The following is a 19,286-nucleotide window of genomic DNA, read 5'->3' as shown; positions in this document are numbered from 1 at the left end:
TCCTTCATGCCGGTAGCGCCATCGGCGTGCGCGCGAGTTGGCGATCGTCGATCGGCCAGTGCAGCAGCGCGGCCACCACGCCGAGCACCATCGCGCCAAACCAGATTGCATCGTAGGAATGCAGGTGGTCGTACACCACGCCGCCCAGCCACACGCCCAGGAAGGCGCCGATCTGGTGACCGAGGAACACGAAGCCGAACAGCGTGCCGATGTAGCGCACGCCAAACACCTGCGACAGCAGCCCGTTCGTCAGCGGCACCGTGCCGAGCCACAGCAGGCCCATCACGATGGCAAACGCATATAGCGTTGCCGGCGACAGCGGCAGCAGGATAAACAACGCAATCGCTGCCGTGCGAATCAGGTACAGCAACGACAGCAGATATTTGCGCCGGAACAGCCCGCCCAGCGCGCCGCAGTAATACGTGCCGACGATGTTGGCGGCGGCAATCAGCGCCAGCGCCACCATGCCGTGGCGGCCGGTGAGCCCCTTGTCGAGCAGATACGCCGGCATGTGCGCACCGATAAAGGCAAGCTGGAATCCGCACGTGAGGAACCCGAGATTCAGCAGCCAGAATCCGCGGTGGGCGAAGGCCTCGCGGATGGCCGCGCCCATGCTTTGATGCGCCTCCTGCACGGCGGCAGTCGATGCCTTCTCGCGCAGCGGCGCGGCCATCGGCAGGAATATCGCCATGACCGCCGCCATGACGACCAGCGCCGTCACCCAGCCGACCGTGCTCAGCAAGCCCTGCGCCGTCGGCACCATCACGAACTGGCCGACACCGCCCACCGCGCCCGCCACACCCAGCGCCCAGCTGCGCCGCTCAGGCGGCGTCAAGCGGCTGATCGCGCCATACACGACGCCGAACGACGTGCCTGAGAGCCCCAGCCCGATCAGCCCGCCGGCAGACAGCGTGAAGCCCAGCGGCGTGCCCGCATGTGCCATCAGCAGCAACCCAAGCGCATAGACGACGATGCCGGCCACCACCACCTTGGCGGCCCCATAGCGGTCGGCCAGCATGCCCGCAAATGGCTGTGCCGCGCCCCAGATGAGGTTTTGCAACGCGATCGCCAGGCCGAAGGTTTCGCGTGTCCAGCCATGGCCCATCGTGACGGGCACGAGGAAGAGCCCTTGCACGTGCCGAATGCCCAGCGCCACGCCGATCACCGCGCCGCCGGCCAATACCGGCAACCAGGGCGATTGCGTGAGAGATCTCGAGGTCATGAGCGTTTTTCTCCGATGTGACTGACATTCCGGCTTCGCAAGCGTGTGGAGCGTGCATGAAACTGGAATGTCGTCCGATGGCTTATTAAACTTCGCCCTATCCGGCTTCTCAATTGATCTTTGAGAACGCCTTGCATGAGGAAAACGCATGTCGACTCCCCTGGTTCGGTTGGCCTCCCTGGACTTGCTGCGCGGCTTCGTGGCGGTGGGCCGGCGCATGAGCATCACGCTCGCGGCCGATGATCTGTGCCTGACGCAATCGGCGGTGAGCCGGCAGGTGTCCGCATTGGAAGAGGCGTTGGGTGTGAAGCTGCTGGTGCGCGGGCACCGCTCGATTGCGTTCACGCCTGAGGGCGAACGCCTGTTCCGCAGCGCCGACAGTGCCGTGCAGCAGTTGCAGGACGCCATCGGCGCCATTCGCGTGGCGGCCGAACGGCGGCCGGTCACGATCACCGCCAGCATCGGCGTGACCGGCCTGTGGCTGTTGCCGCGCCTCGCCCGCTTCCAGCAGCAATACCCCGACATCGACGTGCGCGTGGCCACCAACAACCGCCTTGTCGACCTGAAGAACGAAGGCATTGAACTTGCCATCCGGTATTGCACACCGAGCGACGCGCCGCCCGGCGCCATCCGGCTGTTTGGTGAGACCGTTGCGCCGGTCGCGCATCCGTCGCTGGGGCTGCGCTCGCTGGATTCCGCCGAGGCGCTTGCCGGCCTGACGCTGCTCGACTTTGACGACCGCGACCTGCGCCGCCCCTGGCTCCAATGGACTGAGTGGCTGGCCGCCGCCGGCTGGAGCCACGCCAAGCCGCGCACCGTGCTGCGCTTCAACCAGCACGACCAGATCATCCATGCAGCAGTGGCCGGCCAGGGCATCGCGCTGGGCCGTCTGGAGTTGATCGCGCCGCTGCTGGCCGACGGCCGGCTGGTGACCGTACCGACCATCGCCCCTGGTGTGCGCAACACGCATGCGTACTGGCTGATCCAATCCGAGCCGAACCCGCGCCGCGACGTGCGCGATGTGGCCGCCTGGATCTGTTCGGAAGCGGCCACGCACGCTGCATGAAAGGCGCTTGAGGCGAGCACTGACCACGCTCGTTTTACCGCCCTGCGCGAGCAAACGCACGCCGCGCAGATTCGTGGCATCTTTGGCGCTCCCATGTTCTTTGTCGGCGACGCGATGTTCTGGGGCAATGACCGCCTGGACGATGCGCTCGCCTGTGCCGTAGCAGTGCAGTCCAACCCCCATCCACTTCACACCGGATAGCCCATGCCGACCCAGATCGAAAAAGCCCACGCCTTCCGCGCGCTGCACGAACGCAGCGGCACGTTTGTGATTCCCAACCCGTGGGACCCGGGCTCGGCCCGGCTGCTGGCATCGCTCGGCTTCGAAGCATTGACCAGCACCAGCGCCGGCTTCGCGTTCTCGCGCGGGTTGCCCGACTATGGCGTCGGCCGCGACACCATCCTCGCGCACGTGGCCGATCTGGCAGCCGCCACGGACGTGCCCATGGCGGCCGACCTGGAAAACGGCTTTGGCGATGCGCCGGAAGCCGTCGCCGAGACCATCCGCCTGGCGGGCGCCACCGGCATCGTCGGCGGCTCGATTGAAGACGCGACGGGTCGCGCAGATGCGCCCATCTACTCGCTGGAGGCTTCGGTCGACCGCGTGCGTGCTGCGGTGGAGGCTGCGCGCGCGTTGCCGTTTCCGTTCACGCTCACCGCGCGCGCCGAGAACCACCTGCACGGTCGCAACGACCTGGCCGACACGATCCGCCGCCTGCAGGCCTTCCAGGACGCCGGCGCCGACGTACTCTACGCCCCCGGCCTGAAAACGCGCGACGAGATCGCCACGGTGCTGCGCGAGGTCGATCGGCCGCTCAACGTGCTGATGGGCTTTGCCGACGGCAACCTCAGCGTGGCCGAGTTGACGGAACTGGGCGTCAAGCGCATCAGCGTGGGCGCGACACTCGCACGCGTTGCCATGGGTGCCTTCCTGCAGGCAGCGGAAGAACTGCGCACCGCCGGCACATTCGCCTTCGCGCGCGACGCTGCCAGTGGGGCCAGGCTCAACAGCCTCTTTGCGCCGTTCGCCTGACCCTCGCCCCACAGCGAACGCGACCCACCTTGGCGCGCCTTCCCACCGACACCAGACCGCCCGGCGGCCTGCGGCAGATGCCCGCCGGCATCTGGGTGCTCGGCTGCGTCAGCCTGCTGATGGACATTGCCTCCGAGATGATTCACAGCCTGCTGCCGCTGTTCATGGTGTCGGCGCTGGGCGCCAGTGCCCTGTCGGTCGGGCTGATCGAAGGCCTGGGCGAATCGACTGCGCTCATCGTCAAGATCTTCTCCGGCACGCTGAGCGACTACCTCGGCAAGCGCAAGGGCCTGGCGGTCTTCGGCTATGCGCTGGGCGCGCTGTCCAAACCGTTGTTCGCCATTGCGCCCACCGCCGGCATTGTGCTGACGGCGCGCCTGCTGGACCGCGTCGGCAAGGGCGTCCGCGGCGCGCCGCGCGATGCACTGGTCGCGGACATTGCCCCGCCTGCGCTGCGCGGCGCGGCCTTTGGACTGCGGCAGTCGCTCGATACCGTGGGCGCGTTTCTGGGGCCGCTGCTGGCGGTGGGTCTGATGTTGCTGTGGGCGGATGATTTTCGTGCCGTGTTCTGGGTGGCCGTGGTGCCGGGACTGCTCTCTGTTGCGCTGCTGATGTTCGGCCTGCGGGAGCCCGAAAGCCACAACGGCGCCCGCCGCACCAACCCGATCCGCCGCGACAACCTGCAGCGGTTGAACAGCGCGTACTGGTGGGTGGTGATGATCGGCGCGGTCTTCACGCTCGCGCGGTTTTCCGAAGCGTTCCTGGTGCTGCGGGCACAGCAAGGCGGCATTCCTCTGGCGCTGGTGCCGCTGGTCATGGTGGCGATGAACATCGTCTATGCGCTGGCGGCGTATCCGTTCGGCAAGCTCTCTGACCGCATGAGTCACACGAAGCTGCTCGCGCTTGGGCTGGTGGTGCTGGTTGCCGCCGATGTGGTGCTCGGCCTGTCCGCCCACTGGAGCGTGGTCATCGCAGGCGTGGCGCTGTGGGGCGTGCACATGGGCATCACGCAGGGCTTGTTGGCAACCATGGTCGCCGACACCGCACCGGCCGACTTGCGCGGCACCGCTTACGGCATGTTCAACCTCGTAAGCGGGTTGGCCATGTTGGCTGCCAGCGTTCTGGCGGGCTTGTTGTGGGACAGGCTGGGCGCAGCCGCGACATTCCACGCGGGGGCGGTGTTCTGCGTGCTGGCGTTGGGCCTGTTGGCCATGCGAAGGAAGTCTGCCGGCCCAATCACGTGACGTTCGGCTGCGCCCTGAACCAGTCCACCAGAAAATCCAGCATCGCCCGCAGCGCCGCCGGCATCTGCCTGCGCGAGCTGTACACGCCGTGAATGCCCAGCGCCTGCGGCACGTGGTCGGGCAACAAACGCACGAGTTGCCCGCTGGCGATCAGCGGCGCGGCAGCAAACACCGGCTGCAATGCAATGCCTGCGCCCTCCCGCGCCGCTGCCAGCAGGACCATCGATTCATTCGCACTCAGATTGCCGCCCACCGGCACGTCTGATGGGGCGCCCGTCTTCGCCTCGGTGAACTTCCACAGGCTCTTGCCGAAGTACGAATACGTCAGGCAGTTGTGAACGGCCAGGTCTTGCACGCGGCGCGGCGTACCGTGCGCGGCCAAGTAGGACGGCGCCGCCACCACGACGGATTCGCACATGCCCAGCGGCCGCGCAATCAGGTTCGGATCCAGATCGTTGGTAATGCGCACGGCCAGGTCGATGCGTTCTTCCACGAGGTTGATGGTGCGGTTGTCGACCACCAGATCGACGGCCGTTTGCGGATAGCGCCGCAGGTAGGCCGTCACCGCCGCGCTCAACGTCTGCTGCGCCAGGGACTGCGCGCAGGCAATGCGCAGGAGCCCGCGCGGCGTATCGGCTTCAGGGCCATCTGCCACGGCCATCTGCGAAGCGATTTCCAGCATCTGGCGGCAGCGCGCAAGCGTGGCCTCGCCGGCGGGTGTCAGGCCGATGCGGCGCGTGGTCCGGTGCAGCAGCCGCGCGCCGGACCACGCCTCCATCTGCCCCAGATAGCGCGAAACCATTGCACGCGACATGTCGAGCGCTTCGGCGGCGGCGCTCAGGCTGCCGCGCTCGACAATCGCCACAAACACTTCGGCCGACGTGATGCGGTCCATATTTGATCGATTGGAGAAACAAATATGCGCATCTTAGGTGGTTTTTCGATCGGATCAAGCAACCTACAGTGGCGACATTGCACGCATTTCATCCGACTGGAGAACCCCGATGTCCCTGCTCCGCACCCTGCTTGCCGCCGGCCTGGTCAGCGCCGGCCTTATTGGCCATGCGGCCCACGCTGCCCCACCGGCGCGGTTGCATCTCGAGATCTACAACCCCGGCGCCAAGGGGATCTTCCCGGTGTCGTCGGAAATCATCAGCGGCGCGCACGAGGCAATCCTGATCGACGCGCAATTCCAGCGCAGCGATGCAGAGGCGCTCGTGCAGAAACTCAAGGCCAGCGGCAAGACGCTCACCACGGTCTACATCAGCCAGAGTGATCCGGATTACTACTTTGGCCTCGACGTCATCCGCGCTGCCTTCCCGAACGCAAAGATCGTGGCGACACCGCAAACCGTAGCCGCCATCAAGGCATCGATGAACGGCAAGCTCGCCTACTGGGGCCCGATCCTCAAGGACAACGCGCCCAAGACGCTCGTGCTGCCCGACGTGCTGAACGCCGACCACCTCACGCTGGAAGGCCGCACCATCGAGATCAAGGGACTGAACGGCCCCGACGCGGCACGCACGTATCTGTGGATCCCATCGATCAAGACCGTGGCCGGCGGCGTGGTCGTCAACAGCGGAGACCACGTTTGGGTGGCCGACACGCAGACGCGCGAATCGCGCCTGGGCTGGTTGCAGACGCTGGACAACATCACGGCGCTCGAGCCGACGACCGTGGTGCCCGGCCACTTCACGGGTGCCATGCCCAAGGGGCTGGACGCGGTACGCTTTACCGCGGATTACCTGAAAACCTTCGAGATCCAGGCCGCGAAGGCCAACAACTCGGCGGAGCTGATCAAGGCGATGAAGGCGGCTTATCCGACGCTGGCCGGCGATGCATCGCTGGAGCTGAGCGCGAAGGTCATCAAGGGCGAAATGAAGTGGCCGCAGTAAGCTGGTCTGCCACCGAGGAAACGACATGACGACGTTGCATTACATCTACGACCCGCTGTGCGGCTGGTGCTACGGTGCCGCGCCGCTGGTGGAAGCCGCGCGCACGGTGCCGGGCCTGACGATCGCCTTCCACGGCGGCGGCATGCTTGCCGGCCCGAACCGCCGTGCGGTCACGCCCCAATGGCGCGACTACGTGATGCCGCACGACCACCGCATTGCCGAGTTGACGGGCCAGCCCTTCGGTGAGCCCTACTTCGAAAGCCTGTTGCGCGACACCACGGCCGTGATGGATTCGGAGCCGCCGATTACCGCCGTGCTTGCAGCGCAGGCGCTCGGCGGCCGGGGGCTGGACATGATCCATCGCATCCAGCGCGCGCATTACGAACAAGGCCGTCGCATTGCAGATGTGCCGGTACTGCGCGCGCTGGCAGCCGAGATCGGCCTATCGCCCGAAGCATTCGATGCGGAATACGCGCGGCAAGCCGGTGCGCTCACGCAGCAGCACATCGCGCAAAGCCGGCAGTGGCTCGATCGAGTGGGCGGTCAGGGTTTTCCGACGTTTGCGCTGGAAGATGCCGATGGGCAACTGGGCATCATCGACGTTGGTCCGTGGCTCGGCAAACCGGAACCCTGGGCCCAGGCACTGACGCAGCACATCGGCACGCCTGCCCCAATGAACCAAGCCGATGGCCCTGTCTGCGGGCCCGACGGCTGCGCATAACAACGTGGCGCTCAGCCTTTGAGCGCCCAGCGGCCGAGTTCGTCGTAGCGCGTTTTGCCGAGCCAGCTATGGATGAGAACGAACTCGCGCACGGTCCACGTGATGGGCTCGACCGCTTTCGGCGCAAAGCCGCCGCGGTCATACAACAGCGTGATGTGCGGCTTGAAATGCGCACGCGGCACCGGCACGGCGGCATGTTGGAGCGCCTCGCCCAGCGCCGCCTGAAACGCCATCAAGCCGCCCACGCCTTCATCGCCCAGCAACACGAACGGCCGATGATCGCGCCGGCCATGAAAGCTCACCACCTGGTTGAACGTGGCGTCGAATGCCGGCAACGCGAGGCCGGCCGCTGCTGCACGCACGCGCGCCACGACGTCGTCAGGCGGCAGATGAACGAAATCGCCAAGGTGATGCAGCGTGACATGCAGGCGCTCCGTACGCAGCGCCTTGCCCTTGAAGCCCACGACGGGCCGCAATTGCTGGATCAGCCGCGCGATGCGCTCGGCGGTATCCACGTCAGGCTTGATCGCCAGAAACAGGCGATGCGCGGGCAATTGCGGAGTGGCTTCGAATCCGGGAAGAGTGAGCTGGGTCACGGCAGGGTCGTCAAACGCCGGGCTGGCGATCCACCCATTATCGACGCCCGCATGACGTCCCGCTGAAAGTCGCGTTGCTCGCATCAAAAACAACGCCCGGCGGTGTGAACCTGCCGGGCGTGGTCTCTCGGATGTGATGCGGCGATCAGATATCGAAGAACACCGTCTCCGCGCCGCCATCCGGCGTGTCCTGCAGGCGCACGTCGAAGGTGTAGACCACCTCGCCGTTACGCTCGCTGCGCTGGGCAATCAGCGTCTTGCGGCGCACTTCCCACTCGATGCCGTTCAGCACCGGGTCCGTGCCGTTGGCCGCGGCCTCATCGCTGAAGTACACACGTGTGTGCAGGCCGAGGTTGATGCCGCGCGCAAACAGGATCATGCAGATGTGCGGTGCCTGCGTGGTCCCGCTGCGGCCGGCCACGGCGCCCGGCTTGATGGTGTCGAAGCGATAGACGCCCGTATCGAAATCGGCGCCGGCGCGGCCCCAGCCGCGGAATGCCGGGTCGACGGGCTTGTCCTGCCGATCGGCCGGATGGGCGTACTTGCCGTCGGCGTTGGCTTGCCAGATCTCGATCAGCACGTCGCGCACGAGCGAGCCCGAGCCATCGTAGACGCGGCCTTCCAGCGCGATGCGTTCGCCGCGCGTGGCGGGCGTCGTCAGAACGCTGCCGAATTCCTTGTCATAGATGTCGAAGCCAGCCTGGCGCGGTGCCAGGCCGATGTGCACGTACGGGCCGCCCGTCTGCGAAGCAGTCTCGTTGAAATGCGCGAACGGCGGCGTTGTCGTCATGGCCGTTGCCTGGGCACGTTCGAGCGATTCACGCAGTGTGGTCGTGGTCATCACTTGGCTCCTTGCAGGGCGGGCACGGCGTTTTCGAAATGCGTGGCACGGCGGCCGCGCAGCGTGATGTCGAAGCGGTAGCAGCGGCTGTCGAGCGGCACGTGGTTCGCCGTGTCGTGCAGCGCGATCAGACCGCGCACCTGCTCTTCGCTCGGGATGGTCTTGATGATCGGGCACTGCGCGATCATCGGGTCGCCCTCGAAGTACATCTGCGTGATGAGGCGCTGGGCCCAGCCATCGCCCGAGAGCGAGTAGTGGATGTGCGACGGGCGCCAGTCGTTGATGCGATTGCGCCACGGATACGGGCCGGGCTTGATGGTGCGATAGACGTAGTAGCCGTTGGCATCCGTCAGCATGCGGCCGCAGCCGCCAAAGTTGGGGTCGATCGGCGCGATGTACTGGTCTTTCTTGTGGCGGTAGCGGCCGCCGGCGTTGGCCTGCCACACCTCCACCAGCGCATTCGGCACGGGGCGGCCGAACTCGTCGCGCACGTAGCCGTGGACGATGATGCGCTCGCCGATCGGCAGGCCTTCCTTGGCGTAGTTGAGGATCAGGTCGTTGTCGAGCGCGCCCAGGTCGTCGGCGTGGAACACCGGTGCGGTGGTTTCCGACAGCGTATTCAGGGTGGAGATGAGCGCATTGCGCGGCGAGCGCAGCACGCTGGTCTTGTAGCCGGGGGTCAGTGCGGGCGGATGCTGCGCGGTGTCGCGCTGGGCGAATTCGCCGGTGCCGGAAAGCGGCAGGGTCATGGGGCGTCTCCTTATGAAATCGTGCAGAGACTGTATCGTCCACAAAAAGTGAAGTAAATTGACTTCTTATCGTGAAATCGATAACTCTGGGTTATGGAAAATGCCTTCTCAGCGGACTTGCCGTCTCGCATCCGCTTTCGCCATCTGAGCTGCTTTGTCGCTATCGCGCAGGAGCGCAACCTGCGGCGCGCCGCCGAGCGGTTGCATCTGAGCCAGCCGGCGGTGTCGAAAACGCTGGGCGAGCTGGAGGCGCTGGCGGGTGTGCAGCTCGTGGAGCGCGGCCGGCAAGGCGCCCGGCTCACCGCGGCCGGCGAGCAATTCCTGCGGCATGCAGTGGGCGTGACGCAGGCGCTGGAATCGGCCACCGCCGCGCTGATGGGATCGACGGACGCTTCCGCGCCGGTCGTACATGTGGGCGCCCTGCCGACGGTGGCCAGCAGCCTGCTGCCCCAGGCGATTGCGCATTTGCACGCGCAGCGCCCGCATGCCGGCGTGCGGTTGCGCACCGGCACCAATGTCGAGCTGCTGACCGCGCTCAAGGCCGGCGAACTCGATTTCATCGTCGGGCGCATGGCCGAGCCCGACCGCATGCAGGGGCTGTCGTTCGAGTTGCTGTATGCCGAGCCGCTGGCGCTGGTCGTGCGGCCCGGGCATCCGCTGCTGACGCAGGCAGGCGCGTCGGCCTCGCTGCAGGCGGTGCTGGATTACCCGCTGGTGATCGCCACGCCGGGCACGGTGCCGCGCCATCACACCGAAGCGCTGTTCCAGACGCACGGGCTGCGCTTGCCGGCGGGCGTGACGGAAACGCTTTCGGTGTCCGTCGCACGGTTGCTGGCGTGCCGATCCGATGCGGTGTGGATCACCCCTGAGCGCGCGGCGGGCGACGACCTGGCGCATGGTCAACTCGCCCGTCTGGACATCGTCACGTCGGGCACCAAGGAGCCCGTCGGCCTGCTGCGCAGAAGCGCCGCGACGCCCAGCGAACTGGCCAGCGCGTTCATGGAACTGTTGACCGAGCTGGCGCAGACGCCCAACTGAGCCGCCCTGCGCTCAAAAAAAATGCCGACCCCATGGCCGGCATTTTTCATTTCGACGCGCAGATCAGCGGTGTGCCATCTCCACGTCATCGGCAGCATCGAAGACACTGCGATCGGTCTGCCCCAGCAACTGGCTGGTGATCGTCCCGGCGGTCATCGAGCCGTTGACGTTGAGCGCGGTACGGCCCATGTCGATCAGCGGTTCGATGGAGATCAGCAGTGCCACGAGCGTCACCGGCAAGCCCATCGCCGGCAGCACGATCAACGCCGCGAACGTGGCGCCGCCGCCCACACCCGCCACGCCGACCGAGCTGAGCGTGACCACCGCCACGAGCGTTGCAATCCACACAGGATCGAATGGGTTGATGCCCACGGTGGGCGCCACCATCACTGCCAGCATGGCGGGATACAGGCCTGCGCAACCGTTCTGGCCAATGGTCGTGCCAAACGATGCGGCGAAGCTGGCGATCGACTCCGGCACGCCGATGCGCCGCGTCTGCGCCTCGATGCTCAGCGGAATGGTGGCCGCACTCGACCGGCTCGTGAACGCGAACGACAGCGCGGGCCAGACCTTGCGGAAGAAGCGAAGCGGATTGATGCCGTTGAGCGTGAGCAGCACGGCATGCACGCCGAACATGATCGCCAAGCCAAGGTAAGACGCCACCACGAAACCGCCGAGCTTGATGATGTCCTGCACGTTGGACACGGCCACCACGTTCGTCATCAGCGCCAGCACGCCGTAAGGGGTCAGGCGAATGACGAGCCGCACGAGCTTCATCACCCAGGCCTGCGCCGTGTCGATGGCGGTCAGCACGCGCTCGCCCTTCACCGCATCATCCTTGAGCAGGTTCAAGGCAGCCACGCCGAGGAACGCCGCAAAGATCACCACACCGATGATGGACGTCGGCTTGGCGCCGGTCAGCTCGGCAAACGGGTTCTTCGGAATGAACGACTGCACCAGCTGCGGCACCGACAAGTCGGCCACCTTGCCGACATAGTTGTCCTGGATGGCAGTTAGCCGGGCGGTTTCCTGCGCGCCTTGCACCAGCCCCTGCGCTGTCAGGCCAAACAGGTGCGTGACGAACACGCCGACCAGGGCGGAGATCAGCGTCGTGAGCAGCAGCGTGCCGATCGTCAGCACGCTGATCTTGCCGAGCGACGCCGTGCTGTTGAGCTTGGCGACCGAGTTCAGTACCGACACCAGCACAAGCGGCATGACGATCATCTGCAGCAGTTGGATATAGCCGCCGCCAACGATGCCGAACCACGAGATCGACTGCTTGAGCGTCGCGCTGTCGTCGCCATAGATCAGGTGCAGCGCCAGTCCGAACAGGATGCCCAGCACCATGCCCAGCAGCACACGCTTGGCCAGACTCCAGTTGGCGTTCACACGGCCGAGAGCAATCAGGAGGACGACGAACGTCGCGATATTGAGTAAGAGCGGAAGGTTCATGTTGCTTTGGTGTCGCACGCAGCGATCAAAAATCGAGCGGGCATCTTACGCCAGTTGCACAAAGGTTGCCGAGGCACGAAGCGCATCGCAAATGCGGCTCGATCTGCTGCAGATCCGCTCGCAACGGCCATTCCCGCCGCGTATAGATGCACTCCAAAAAAGAAAAAAACCCGCACAAGTGCGGGCTGACAAGGAACCGAGCGATCAGGAGGTCACGCTCAGTCGGAAGCCAGACGTCAGAACGAGTGAACGATACCCGTATAGGCACCCAGCTGGTTCTTGCCCGGCGCCGGGTTGTTGTTGGTCGCTTCCACCGAGAAGTTGGCGGTGGAGCTGTTCTGCACCGTGCCCACGCTCGCGTACAGCATCGTGCGCTTGGACAGGTTGTAGTTCGCGCCGGCCATGAACAGGTTGGCATTGCCGCCGCCGTGGTTCACGTTGACGCGGTAGGCCGCGCCGATCAGCGTCAGCGCCGGCGTGACTTCATAGTTGATGCCCAGCCAGTAGTGGTTCGCCTTGGTCGGCGCACCCGCCGCGGCATCCGGCGCCGACAGGTTTTCATACGCCGCAAACAGCTTGGCCTTGCCGATGGTGTACGTGCCGCCGATCGTCGCTTCCTTCGAGAAGTTGAAGATGTCGCTGAACTTGCCGTTGCCATCGCGGATCACGTCGTAGATCGCGCGCACTTCCAGCGGGCCGGCCGTGTAGACGGCGGATACGCCATCGCGGCGGCTGTTCGTGAACGAACCCGGCTGCTCGCCCAGGCCCGTCTGCAAGCCGATCTGGAAGCCGCCCCAGGTCGGGCTTTGATATTCGACGATGTTGTTGGCGCCCGGCCAGTTGCGCCCGCGCACGAGCGTGGCCGAGCCGATGAACTGCTGGCCGGTCGGGTCGAGGAACCAGACGTCGTTGCTGATGAAGAGGTTCTTGCCGGCCGTCAACGTGCCCCAGGTGGGGCTCGACAGGCCGACGTACGAACGGCGGTTGAAGAGCGCATCGCCGTTGGTTTTGCCCTGGGCTGCACCGAAGCCGGATTCGAGCCGGAACACGGCCTGCAGGCCACCGCCGAGATCCTCCTTGCCCATGAACCCGAACATGCTGGTCCCCCACTGGTTGTCGGCGGCGCGCCAGAGGCTGCCGCCGGGCGACGTCGCGGTGGGGGCGACGTTGTTCTGGTAGTCGATGCCGCTGGCGACGCGGCCGTACAGCGTGACGTTGGTTTGTGCATGCGCGGCACCGGCGGCCGCACACAGGATTGCCGCACACAGCGGCAAGGTTGCTCGTTTTTTCATTGTCATCTCTCCTCTCTGGTGTCATGCCGGCCACGGCCGGAATTGCTTCTACTGCGGTTGCTGTTGCAAATCGAAGATCCGGTTCATCGGTGTCCACTTCTGCCCAGCGGGCGTCCACGGCGTGGGTGCCTGGAACTGCCACATCAGCGCTTCCCATTCGCGGATCTTCGGGTCCGTTTCGGTGGCAAGCGCCATGCGCTCGGCGTCGTAGATGGCGTCGTCCGTCTCCATGAGCATCACCATGCGGGTGCCCAGGCGATAGATCTCCATGCCAGTCACGCCGTGCTTGCGCAGGTGCTGCGCGACTTCGGGCCAGATGCGCCGGTGGTGGGCTTCGTACGTGGCGATGAGCGCCGCGTCGTCTTTCAGATCCAGGGCAAGGCAGTAGCGCATGGCGGCCTCACGTCAGGGCACGGTCGAGGTGCGTGTAGCCACCGTCGACAAACACCCACTGCCCCGTCGTGTGCGAAGCCTGCGCAGAGAGCAGGAAGACCGTGGTGCTGGCGATCTCGTCGGCGGTGGTCATGCGCTGGCCCAGCGGAATCTTCGAAGTAATCGCCGCGAGCTTGGCGTCGGGGTTGTCGAACGTGGCGATCCAGCGTTCATACAGCGGCGTCAGCACCTCGGCCGGAATGACCGCATTGACGCGCACGCCATCCGGCGCCAGCGATGCCGCCCATTCCCGCGTGAGCGACAGCTGTGCACCCTTCGCAGCGGTGTACCCGCTCGTATTGCCCTGCCCCGTCAGCGCCGTCTTCGACGAGATATTGACGATGGCCCCCCGGCTCGCTTTCAGGTGCGGCACACACAGATGTGCCATGACGTAGTAATGGATCAGGTTCTTTTCGAGCGATCGCACGAAGGCGTCACGGCCTGCGTCCAGACCCACGCTGTCATTGATGCCGGCATTGTTGACAAGGCCATCGATGTGCCCGAACGCGCGCACGGTTTCTTCGACCATGCCGCGGCAATCGACTTCATCCTCCAGGTCGAACTGGAAGAAGCGTGCCTTCGGCTGCCGACGCATCAATTCGGACTCGAACGCCGGCGTCATCGGGCTCTTGCCACAGACGACGGGAATGGCGCCCTCGGCCGCCAGTTGCAGCGAGATGGCCGCGCCAATGCCCGCTGCGCCGCCTGTGACGATGATGACGTTGTCTTGCAGATGCAAATCCATGGTTCAGGCCTTGAGTTGCAGGTTGTAGCAGCGGGTGGCGTTGCCGCCCCAGAGGTCGGCGCGTTCGGTGGCGCCGAGCCGCTCTTCGGCCCAGGAGTGCAGCACGTCGACCACCGTGCCGTACGACGCCGCCAATTGGCAGACGGGCCAATCCGATCCGAACATCACGCGGCTCGGGCCGAACACGTCGAGAGCCACGTCCAGGCACTGGCGTGCGTGCTGCACGTCGCGCGCCGTCACGCCCGTTCGCCAGTCGGCTTCGGTCAACAAGCCCGAGAGCTTGCAGGCGACGTGCGGCATGTCCTTGAGCGGCGCAAGCGCAGCCCGCCAACGCGCCAGGGCTTGCGCGTCACGCTCGAACGCTTCCAACGGCGGCTTGCCGAGGTGGTCCAACACCAGCCAGTGGTGATCGTGCCGACCGCAGAACTCCACGGCGGGCGCGAGTTGATGACCGAACACCAGCACGTCGTACGTGTAGCCCCAGAGCTGCAGCAGTGCGACGCCATGCTCGAATGCCGCGTTCGACAAAAATGCCGCGACGTCCGGTTCATCCTGCACGGTGTGTCGGAAGCCGACCAGCTTGTGCTCACCGCTCCTTGCCTCGAGGCGGGCCTCAAGATCGGTGGCATGCAGGTCTTCCCAGCCCACCACGCCCACAATCCAATCGTGCGCAGCAGCAAGGTCGAGCAGGAAATCCGTCTCTTCGCGTACGCCGCGCGCCTGCACGGCAATCGCAGCGTCCAGGCGTTGCGCCCGAAGCTCCGGCAGCAGGTCGGCAGGCAGGCGGTCTTCGGCCAAGGCTTCCATGCCGGGGCCGATCCACGAATACGCTTCGGGGCGATAGCGCCAGAAATGCTGGTGCGCGTCGATGCGCGGCACGGGCAGCGCAGGTGCTGTCATCGCATCAGCCCCGGAAGCGGTATTGCTCGAGCGATGCCGGTTTCATCGTGATGGAGAAACCGGGCGCCTGCGGCGGCAAATAGGCGGCGTTGCGCACCACGCAGGGATCGACAAAGTGCTCGTGCAGATGGTCGACGTATTCGACCACGCGGCCTTCGCGCGTGCCCGATACGCAGAGGTAGTCGATCATCGACAGATGCTGCACGTACTCGCACAGGCCCACGCCGCCCGCGTGCGGGCACACCGGCAGGCCGTACTTGGCGGCCAGCAGCAGCACGGCCAGGATTTCATTCACGCCGCCTAGCCGGCACGCATCGATCTGCACAACGTCAATGGCGCCGCGCATGATGAACTGCTTGAAGAGGATGCGGTTCTGGCACATCTCGCCGGTGGCGACCTTGACGGGGGCGACGGCTTCGCGAATCTTGCGATGGCCTTCCACGTCGTCCGGGCTGGTCGGTTCTTCAATGAACCACGGCTTGGCGAAACCGAGTTCGCGCACCCAGTCGATGGCCTCCTTGACCTCCCAGACCTGGTTGGCGTCGATCATCAATTCGCGGTCCGGCCCCAGCACTTCACGGGCGATAGAGACGCGGCGAATGTCATCCTTCAGATCGCGCCCGACCTTGAGCTTGATATGGCGGAAGCCGCTGTCGACGGCCTCGCGGCAGAGGCGGCGCAGCTTGTCGTCGTCATAGCCGAGCCAGCCGGCCGACGTGGTGTAGCACGGGTAGCCTTCCTGCTCCAGCGTGCGGATGCGCGCGGCCTTGCCGGGCACCTGTTTGCGCAGCAGCTCCAGCGCTTCTTCGGGCGTGATGCCGTCGGTGATGTAGCGGAAGTCGATGCAGCGCACGAACTCTTCGGGCGTGAGGTCAGCTACCAGGCGCCAGAGCGGCTTGCCTTCGGCCTTGGCCCACAGATCCCATGCCGCATTGACGACGGCGCCCGTCGCCAGATGAATGGCGCCCTTGTCCGGGCCGATCCAGCGCAGCTGGCTGTCGGACGTGACATGGCGCCAGAAGCGGCCCATGTCTTCACGAATCCAGTCGAGGTCCAGCCCTTCCACCAGATGACGCATGGCCGCGATGGCCGCGCAGCACACCTCGTTGCCGCGCCCGATGGTGAAGGTCAGGCCATGGCCCTCCAGGCCCGGCTGGTCAGTCTCCAGGATCACGTAGGCCGCGGAGTAATCCGGGTCCGGATTCATCGCGTCAGAGCCGTCGAGATGCTGCGAGGTCGGAAAGCGCACGTCCAGCACGCGCAGGGATCGGATGATGGTCATGAGTATCGTGTTCGGGATTGCGGGATGCCTGCCCTTCAGCCTTGTGCGTCCACCGTGCGCTGGTGCTGCTCGCCCAGGCCTTCGATGCCCAGGCGCATGGTCTGGCCCGCGCGCAGGTAGACCGGCGGCTTCTGCCCCAACCCCACGCCTGGCGGCGTGCCGGTGGAAATCACATCGCCCGGCTGCAGGCTCATGAAGCGGCTCAGATAGCTGACGAGATGCGCCACGCCAAACACCATCGTCGACGTCGATCCGTTCTGGTAGCGATGCCCATCCACCTCCAGCCACAGATGCAGCGCCTGCGGGTTGGGCACCTCGTCTGCGGTGACAAGCCACGGGCCGATGGGGCCGAACGTGTCGCAGCCCTTGCCCTTGTCCCACGTGCCGCCGCGCTCGAGCTGGTATTCGCGCTCCGACACATCGTTGATGACGCAGTAGCCGGCCACGTGCGCCAGCGCATCGGCCTCGCTGATGTACCGGCCGCCCTTGCCGATCACCACGCCAAGCTCGACCTCCCAATCGGTCTTGACCGAGCCGCGCGGGATTTCAACGTCGTCGTTCGGGCCGCAGATGGCGCTCGTCCATTTGCCGAAGACGACCGGCTCGGCCGGCACTTCGGCGCCCGTCTCGGCGGCATGGTCGGAATAGTTCAGGCCGATGCAGATGAACTTGCCGACGTTGCCCACGCAGGCACCCAGGCGCAGGCCCGCTTGCGGCGTGCCATCGACGATGGGCAAGCGGCTGATGTCGAGCGTGCGCAGGCGAGCCAGGCTCTCGGGCAGCAGCGCCGCGCCGGCAATGTCGTCAATCACGCCCGACAGGTCGCGCACTTGACCTTGCGCATCGAGCAGGCCGGGCTTTTCCTGGCCCTTGGGGCCGTAGCGGAGGAGTTTCATCGTGTTGTCGTTATCAGCTACTGCAATCAATCAAGCCAAATCAGTTCGACCAGCCGCCGTCGATCACGCAGCAGGTGCCGGTCGTGAAGCGGGACTCATCCGAAGCGAGGTAGGTCGCCAGCGCGGCAATCTCGTCTGCCGTGCCGACACGGCCCATCGGCTGGCGCGCAACGAAGGCGGCGCGGACGGTGTCGATCGACACGTTCTGTTCCTGCGCCTGTGCGGCGATCCGCTGCTCAAGCGACGGAGACTCCACCGTGCCCGGGCAAATGGCGTTGCAACGGATGCCGCGCGCCACAAAGTCGGCGGCAATCGCCTTGGTCATGCCAATGACAGCGGCCTTGGTCGTGCCATACACGAAGCGGTTCGGCACGCCCTTCACGCTGGACGCGGCGGAGGCCATGTTGATGATCGAGGCGCCGCCGTTGTCCAGCATCTTCGGCAGCAGCGCACGTGTCAGCCGGTACATCGACGTCACGTTGAGCTGCCAAGAGAACGCCCAGTCGTCTTCCGAGCATTCGAGGATGCTGCCCGGGTGCACGAAGCCCGCGCAGTTGAACAGCGCATCGAAGGCGGCTTCTTCGCGTGCCAGGACGGCGATGGCGTTGGCGTCCGTCACGTCCAGGCGCAGTGTGCGCACGCCGGCGGTCTCTGCCAGCGTGGCCAGCGCTTCTGCGTTGATATCGGTGGCGAGCACTTGCGCGCCCTCTCTTGCAAACATCATCGCGCTGGCCCGGCCAATACCCTGCCCGGCCGCCGTCACGAGGATGCGTTTTCCTTGGAGTCTCATTGCGTTTGCGTTCCGGCGCGGGCCACGTTGGTGTTGGCCAGTTCCGGCAATGGAGTGAAGAGCGCTGCGCCGTTCAGGAAAGTGGTTCAGCCGGCATGGCGGTGAACGACACGCCGCCACGCCCCTTGTTGCGATGCCTCGTCAGTACAGGACGTTCTTGGCTTCAGGCGAATCCAGGTTCTGCTTGTTGACCATCATCACGCCGGTGTCGACCTGCTTCTGCACGGGCTTCTTCTCGATCACGCTGACGACCGTCTCGATGCCCTTGTAGCCCATCTGGTACGAGCTCTGGACAGCGATGGCGCGGATCGTGCCGTCGCGCACGAAGCCCTGCAGATCCTGGTTGCCGTCAAAGCCGATGGCCGCCACCTTGCCGCTCTTGCCGGACTGCTGCAGCGCGCGGCCCATCCCGACGGCCGTCGGCTCGTTCGCACCGAAGATGCCCTTCAAATCAGGATTGGCGGCCAGCACGTCCGTCGTCTGGTTCAGTGCCGTCGCCATTTGCGATTGCGAATAGAACGGCCCGACGATCTGCAGCTTCGAATGCGTCTCGATGTATTTCCTGAAGCCGCCCACGCGGCCGATTTCAGAGCCGGCGCCCGGCACGTACGACATGATGGCGATCTTGCCGGTCTGGCCGACGGCCTCGATCATGGCCTTCGCACACAGCTCACCGGCCTTCGTGTTGTCCGTCGACAGGAACGACTGGTAATACTGCTTGCCGGAATCGGACACCATCGAGTCGATCAGCACCACGGGGATGTGCGCTTCCCACGCTTTCTTCATCGCCGGCACCAGCGCGTCGGGGTCTGAGGGCGCCAGCACGATGCCTGCCACATGCCGGTTCACGGCGTTCTCGACCATGTTCACTTCGTCGGCAATGGCCGATTCCGCCGCCGGCCCCTGGAAGGTCATCGTGTAGCCCTTCGCGTTGCCCATGGCGGCCGTCGCGCCTTTCTGAACGTTCTGCCAGTAGTTGGAATTTGCCGATTTCACGATCACGGCAATTTCACCGCCTGCCGCCTGCGCATAAGCAGAGAACAGTGCGCACGTTGCTGCAACCACCGCCAGCACGGAAAACTTCTTCATGTCT

General features: G+C 65.5%; 20 protein-coding genes and 1 pseudogene. 7 read left to right on the top strand and 14 right to left on the bottom strand.

Going from position 1 to position 19,286, the window contains the following annotated elements; translation table 11 throughout:
• Positions 1-4: 4 nt before the first annotated feature.
• Positions 5-1,222 (bottom strand): MFS transporter, encoded by a 1,218-nt coding sequence (locus ABIC76_RS20850; RefSeq protein WP_102067163.1) that lies wholly within the window; start codon positions 1,220-1,222, stop codon positions 5-7.
• A 148-nt stretch (positions 1,223-1,370) separates the two neighbouring features.
• Between ABIC76_RS20850 and ABIC76_RS20845 the strand changes: the two genes are divergently transcribed.
• From ABIC76_RS20845 to ABIC76_RS20830, 4 genes and pseudogenes are all read left to right on the top strand, one after another.
• Complete coding sequence (locus ABIC76_RS20845; protein WP_354535115.1) at positions 1,371-2,288, top strand: LysR substrate-binding domain-containing protein; 918 nt, start codon at positions 1,371-1,373, stop codon at positions 2,286-2,288.
• A 12-nt stretch (positions 2,289-2,300) separates the two neighbouring features.
• A pseudogene (locus ABIC76_RS20840) lies at positions 2,301-2,489 on the top strand (DsbA family protein); the annotation flags it as partial.
• A 3-nt stretch (positions 2,490-2,492) separates the two neighbouring features.
• Positions 2,493-3,320, top strand: coding sequence for an isocitrate lyase/PEP mutase family protein (locus tag ABIC76_RS20835; RefSeq protein WP_354535114.1), 828 nt, complete (start codon positions 2,493-2,495; stop codon positions 3,318-3,320).
• A gap of 77 nt (positions 3,321-3,397) precedes the next feature.
• Positions 3,398-4,564, top strand: a complete 1,167-nt coding sequence (locus ABIC76_RS20830) for an MFS transporter (protein WP_354535281.1) — start codon at positions 3,398-3,400, stop codon at positions 4,562-4,564.
• Here the strand turns inward: ABIC76_RS20830 and ABIC76_RS20825 are convergent.
• Positions 4,557-5,459, bottom strand: a complete 903-nt coding sequence (locus ABIC76_RS20825) for a LysR family transcriptional regulator (RefSeq protein WP_354535113.1) — start codon at positions 5,457-5,459, stop codon at positions 4,557-4,559. The two genes, ABIC76_RS20830 and ABIC76_RS20825, sit on opposite strands and share 8 nt — an antisense overlap.
• Positions 5,460-5,568: 109 nt before the next feature.
• Between ABIC76_RS20825 and ABIC76_RS20820 the strand changes: the two genes are divergently transcribed.
• Positions 5,569-6,459, top strand: coding sequence for an MBL fold metallo-hydrolase (locus tag ABIC76_RS20820; RefSeq protein ID WP_354535112.1), 891 nt, complete (start codon positions 5,569-5,571; stop codon positions 6,457-6,459).
• 25 nt (positions 6,460-6,484) lie between these two features.
• Complete coding sequence (locus tag ABIC76_RS20815; protein WP_354535111.1) at positions 6,485-7,180, top strand: DsbA family protein; 696 nt, start codon at positions 6,485-6,487, stop codon at positions 7,178-7,180.
• Positions 7,181-7,191: 11 nt separating this feature from the next.
• Here ABIC76_RS20815 and thpR read toward each other — a convergent pair whose 3' ends face one another.
• The 3 genes from thpR to pcaH form a co-directional block, all read right to left on the bottom strand.
• A complete protein-coding gene (thpR, locus tag ABIC76_RS20810) occupies positions 7,192-7,860 on the bottom strand; it encodes an RNA 2',3'-cyclic phosphodiesterase (RefSeq protein ID WP_354535110.1) in 669 nt (222 codons plus the stop codon).
• 61 nt (positions 7,861-7,921) lie between these two features.
• Positions 7,922-8,617, bottom strand: coding sequence for a protocatechuate 3,4-dioxygenase subunit alpha (gene pcaG, locus ABIC76_RS20805; protein WP_004626744.1), 696 nt, complete (start codon positions 8,615-8,617; stop codon positions 7,922-7,924).
• Positions 8,617-9,366, bottom strand: a complete 750-nt coding sequence (pcaH, locus tag ABIC76_RS20800) for a protocatechuate 3,4-dioxygenase subunit beta (RefSeq protein ID WP_004626742.1) — start codon at positions 9,364-9,366, stop codon at positions 8,617-8,619. The genes pcaG and pcaH overlap by 1 nt, the downstream gene beginning before the upstream one ends.
• A gap of 93 nt (positions 9,367-9,459) precedes the next feature.
• On the opposite strand from pcaH, the gene pcaQ reads away from it, so the two are divergent.
• Positions 9,460-10,404: a pca operon transcription factor PcaQ gene (pcaQ, locus tag ABIC76_RS20795; RefSeq protein ID WP_354535109.1), complete on the top strand. Its 945-nt coding sequence runs from the start codon at positions 9,460-9,462 to the stop codon at positions 10,402-10,404.
• 63 nt (positions 10,405-10,467) lie between these two features.
• Here the strand turns inward: pcaQ and ABIC76_RS20790 are convergent, their stop codons facing one another.
• From ABIC76_RS20790 to ABIC76_RS20750, 9 genes are all read right to left on the bottom strand, one after another.
• Complete coding sequence (locus ABIC76_RS20790; RefSeq protein WP_354535108.1) at positions 10,468-11,856, bottom strand: L-cystine transporter; 1,389 nt, start codon at positions 11,854-11,856, stop codon at positions 10,468-10,470.
• A gap of 236 nt (positions 11,857-12,092) precedes the next feature.
• Complete coding sequence (locus ABIC76_RS20785) at positions 12,093-13,148, bottom strand: porin (protein WP_316857460.1); 1,056 nt, start codon at positions 13,146-13,148, stop codon at positions 12,093-12,095.
• Positions 13,149-13,196: 48 nt separating this feature from the next.
• A complete protein-coding gene (locus tag ABIC76_RS20780) occupies positions 13,197-13,541 on the bottom strand; it encodes an L-rhamnose mutarotase (protein WP_354535107.1) in 345 nt (114 codons plus the stop codon).
• 7 nt (positions 13,542-13,548) lie between these two features.
• The gene (locus ABIC76_RS20775; protein ID WP_354535106.1) at positions 13,549-14,325 is read right to left on the bottom strand and encodes an SDR family oxidoreductase; all 777 of its coding nucleotides are present in this window, start codon (positions 14,323-14,325) and stop codon (positions 13,549-13,551) included.
• 3 nt (positions 14,326-14,328) lie between these two features.
• On the bottom strand, positions 14,329-15,225 hold the full coding sequence (locus ABIC76_RS20770) for an L-fucono-1,5-lactonase (RefSeq protein WP_502947880.1): 897 nt from the start codon (positions 15,223-15,225) through the stop codon (positions 14,329-14,331).
• A gap of 4 nt (positions 15,226-15,229) precedes the next feature.
• Positions 15,230-16,507 (bottom strand): L-fuconate dehydratase, encoded by a 1,278-nt coding sequence (locus ABIC76_RS20765; protein ID WP_102067152.1) that lies wholly within the window; start codon positions 16,505-16,507, stop codon positions 15,230-15,232.
• 35 nt (positions 16,508-16,542) lie between these two features.
• Entirely contained in the window at positions 16,543-17,403 is an 861-nt protein-coding gene (locus tag ABIC76_RS20760; RefSeq protein ID WP_354535105.1) for an ureidoglycolate lyase, read from the bottom strand.
• 40 nt (positions 17,404-17,443) lie between these two features.
• Positions 17,444-18,193, bottom strand: a complete 750-nt coding sequence (locus tag ABIC76_RS20755; RefSeq protein WP_354535104.1) for an SDR family oxidoreductase — start codon at positions 18,191-18,193, stop codon at positions 17,444-17,446.
• A gap of 141 nt (positions 18,194-18,334) precedes the next feature.
• Positions 18,335-19,282, bottom strand: coding sequence for an ABC transporter substrate-binding protein (locus tag ABIC76_RS20750; RefSeq protein ID WP_343550104.1), 948 nt, complete (start codon positions 19,280-19,282; stop codon positions 18,335-18,337).
• Positions 19,283-19,286: the final 4 nt, after the last annotated feature.

Source organism: Ralstonia sp. 1138 (genome assembly GCF_040544795.1).
GTDB classification, from domain to species: domain Bacteria; phylum Pseudomonadota; class Gammaproteobacteria; order Burkholderiales; family Burkholderiaceae; genus Ralstonia; species Ralstonia flatus.
The sequence above is the reverse complement of the archived record's forward strand: the minus strand, read 5'-3'. Positions and strand labels throughout refer to the sequence as shown.

Bases quoted from the DNA above. Each gene is read 5' to 3' on its own strand.
- ABIC76_RS20835 (WP_354535114.1), top strand. From the start codon at position 2,493: ATGCCGACCCAGATCGAAAAAGCCCACGCCTTCCGCGCGCTGCACGAA.
- ABIC76_RS20785 (WP_316857460.1), bottom strand. From the start codon at position 13,148: ATGAAAAAACGAGCAACCTTGCCGCTGTGTGCGGCAATCCTGTGTGCG.
- ABIC76_RS20760 (WP_354535105.1), bottom strand. From the start codon at position 17,403: ATGAAACTCCTCCGCTACGGCCCCAAGGGCCAGGAAAAGCCCGGCCTG.
- pcaH (WP_004626742.1), bottom strand. From the start codon at position 9,366: ATGACCCTGCCGCTTTCCGGCACCGGCGAATTCGCCCAGCGCGACACC.
- ABIC76_RS20790 (WP_354535108.1), bottom strand. From the start codon at position 11,856: ATGAACCTTCCGCTCTTACTCAATATCGCGACGTTCGTCGTCCTCCTG.
- ABIC76_RS20755 (WP_354535104.1), bottom strand. From the start codon at position 18,193: ATGAGACTCCAAGGAAAACGCATCCTCGTGACGGCGGCCGGGCAGGGT.
- ABIC76_RS20825 (WP_354535113.1), bottom strand. From the start codon at position 5,459: ATGGACCGCATCACGTCGGCCGAAGTGTTTGTGGCGATTGTCGAGCGC.
- ABIC76_RS20850 (WP_102067163.1), bottom strand. From the start codon at position 1,222: ATGACCTCGAGATCTCTCACGCAATCGCCCTGGTTGCCGGTATTGGCC.
- ABIC76_RS20765 (WP_102067152.1), bottom strand. From the start codon at position 16,507: ATGACCATCATCCGATCCCTGCGCGTGCTGGACGTGCGCTTTCCGACC.
- ABIC76_RS20845 (WP_354535115.1), top strand. From the start codon at position 1,371: ATGTCGACTCCCCTGGTTCGGTTGGCCTCCCTGGACTTGCTGCGCGGC.
- ABIC76_RS20770 (WP_502947880.1), bottom strand. From the start codon at position 15,225: ATGACAGCACCTGCGCTGCCCGTGCCGCGCATCGACGCGCACCAGCAT.
- pcaQ (WP_354535109.1), top strand. From the start codon at position 9,460: ATGGAAAATGCCTTCTCAGCGGACTTGCCGTCTCGCATCCGCTTTCGC.
- pcaG (WP_004626744.1), bottom strand. From the start codon at position 8,617: ATGACCACGACCACACTGCGTGAATCGCTCGAACGTGCCCAGGCAACG.
- ABIC76_RS20820 (WP_354535112.1), top strand. From the start codon at position 5,569: ATGTCCCTGCTCCGCACCCTGCTTGCCGCCGGCCTGGTCAGCGCCGGC.
- ABIC76_RS20775 (WP_354535106.1), bottom strand. From the start codon at position 14,325: ATGGATTTGCATCTGCAAGACAACGTCATCATCGTCACAGGCGGCGCA.
- ABIC76_RS20815 (WP_354535111.1), top strand. From the start codon at position 6,485: ATGACGACGTTGCATTACATCTACGACCCGCTGTGCGGCTGGTGCTAC.
- ABIC76_RS20780 (WP_354535107.1), bottom strand. From the start codon at position 13,541: ATGCGCTACTGCCTTGCCCTGGATCTGAAAGACGACGCGGCGCTCATC.
- ABIC76_RS20750 (WP_343550104.1), bottom strand. From the start codon at position 19,282: ATGAAGAAGTTTTCCGTGCTGGCGGTGGTTGCAGCAACGTGCGCACTG.
- thpR (WP_354535110.1), bottom strand. From the start codon at position 7,860: ATGCGAGCAACGCGACTTTCAGCGGGACGTCATGCGGGCGTCGATAAT.
- ABIC76_RS20830 (WP_354535281.1), top strand. From the start codon at position 3,398: ATGCCCGCCGGCATCTGGGTGCTCGGCTGCGTCAGCCTGCTGATGGAC.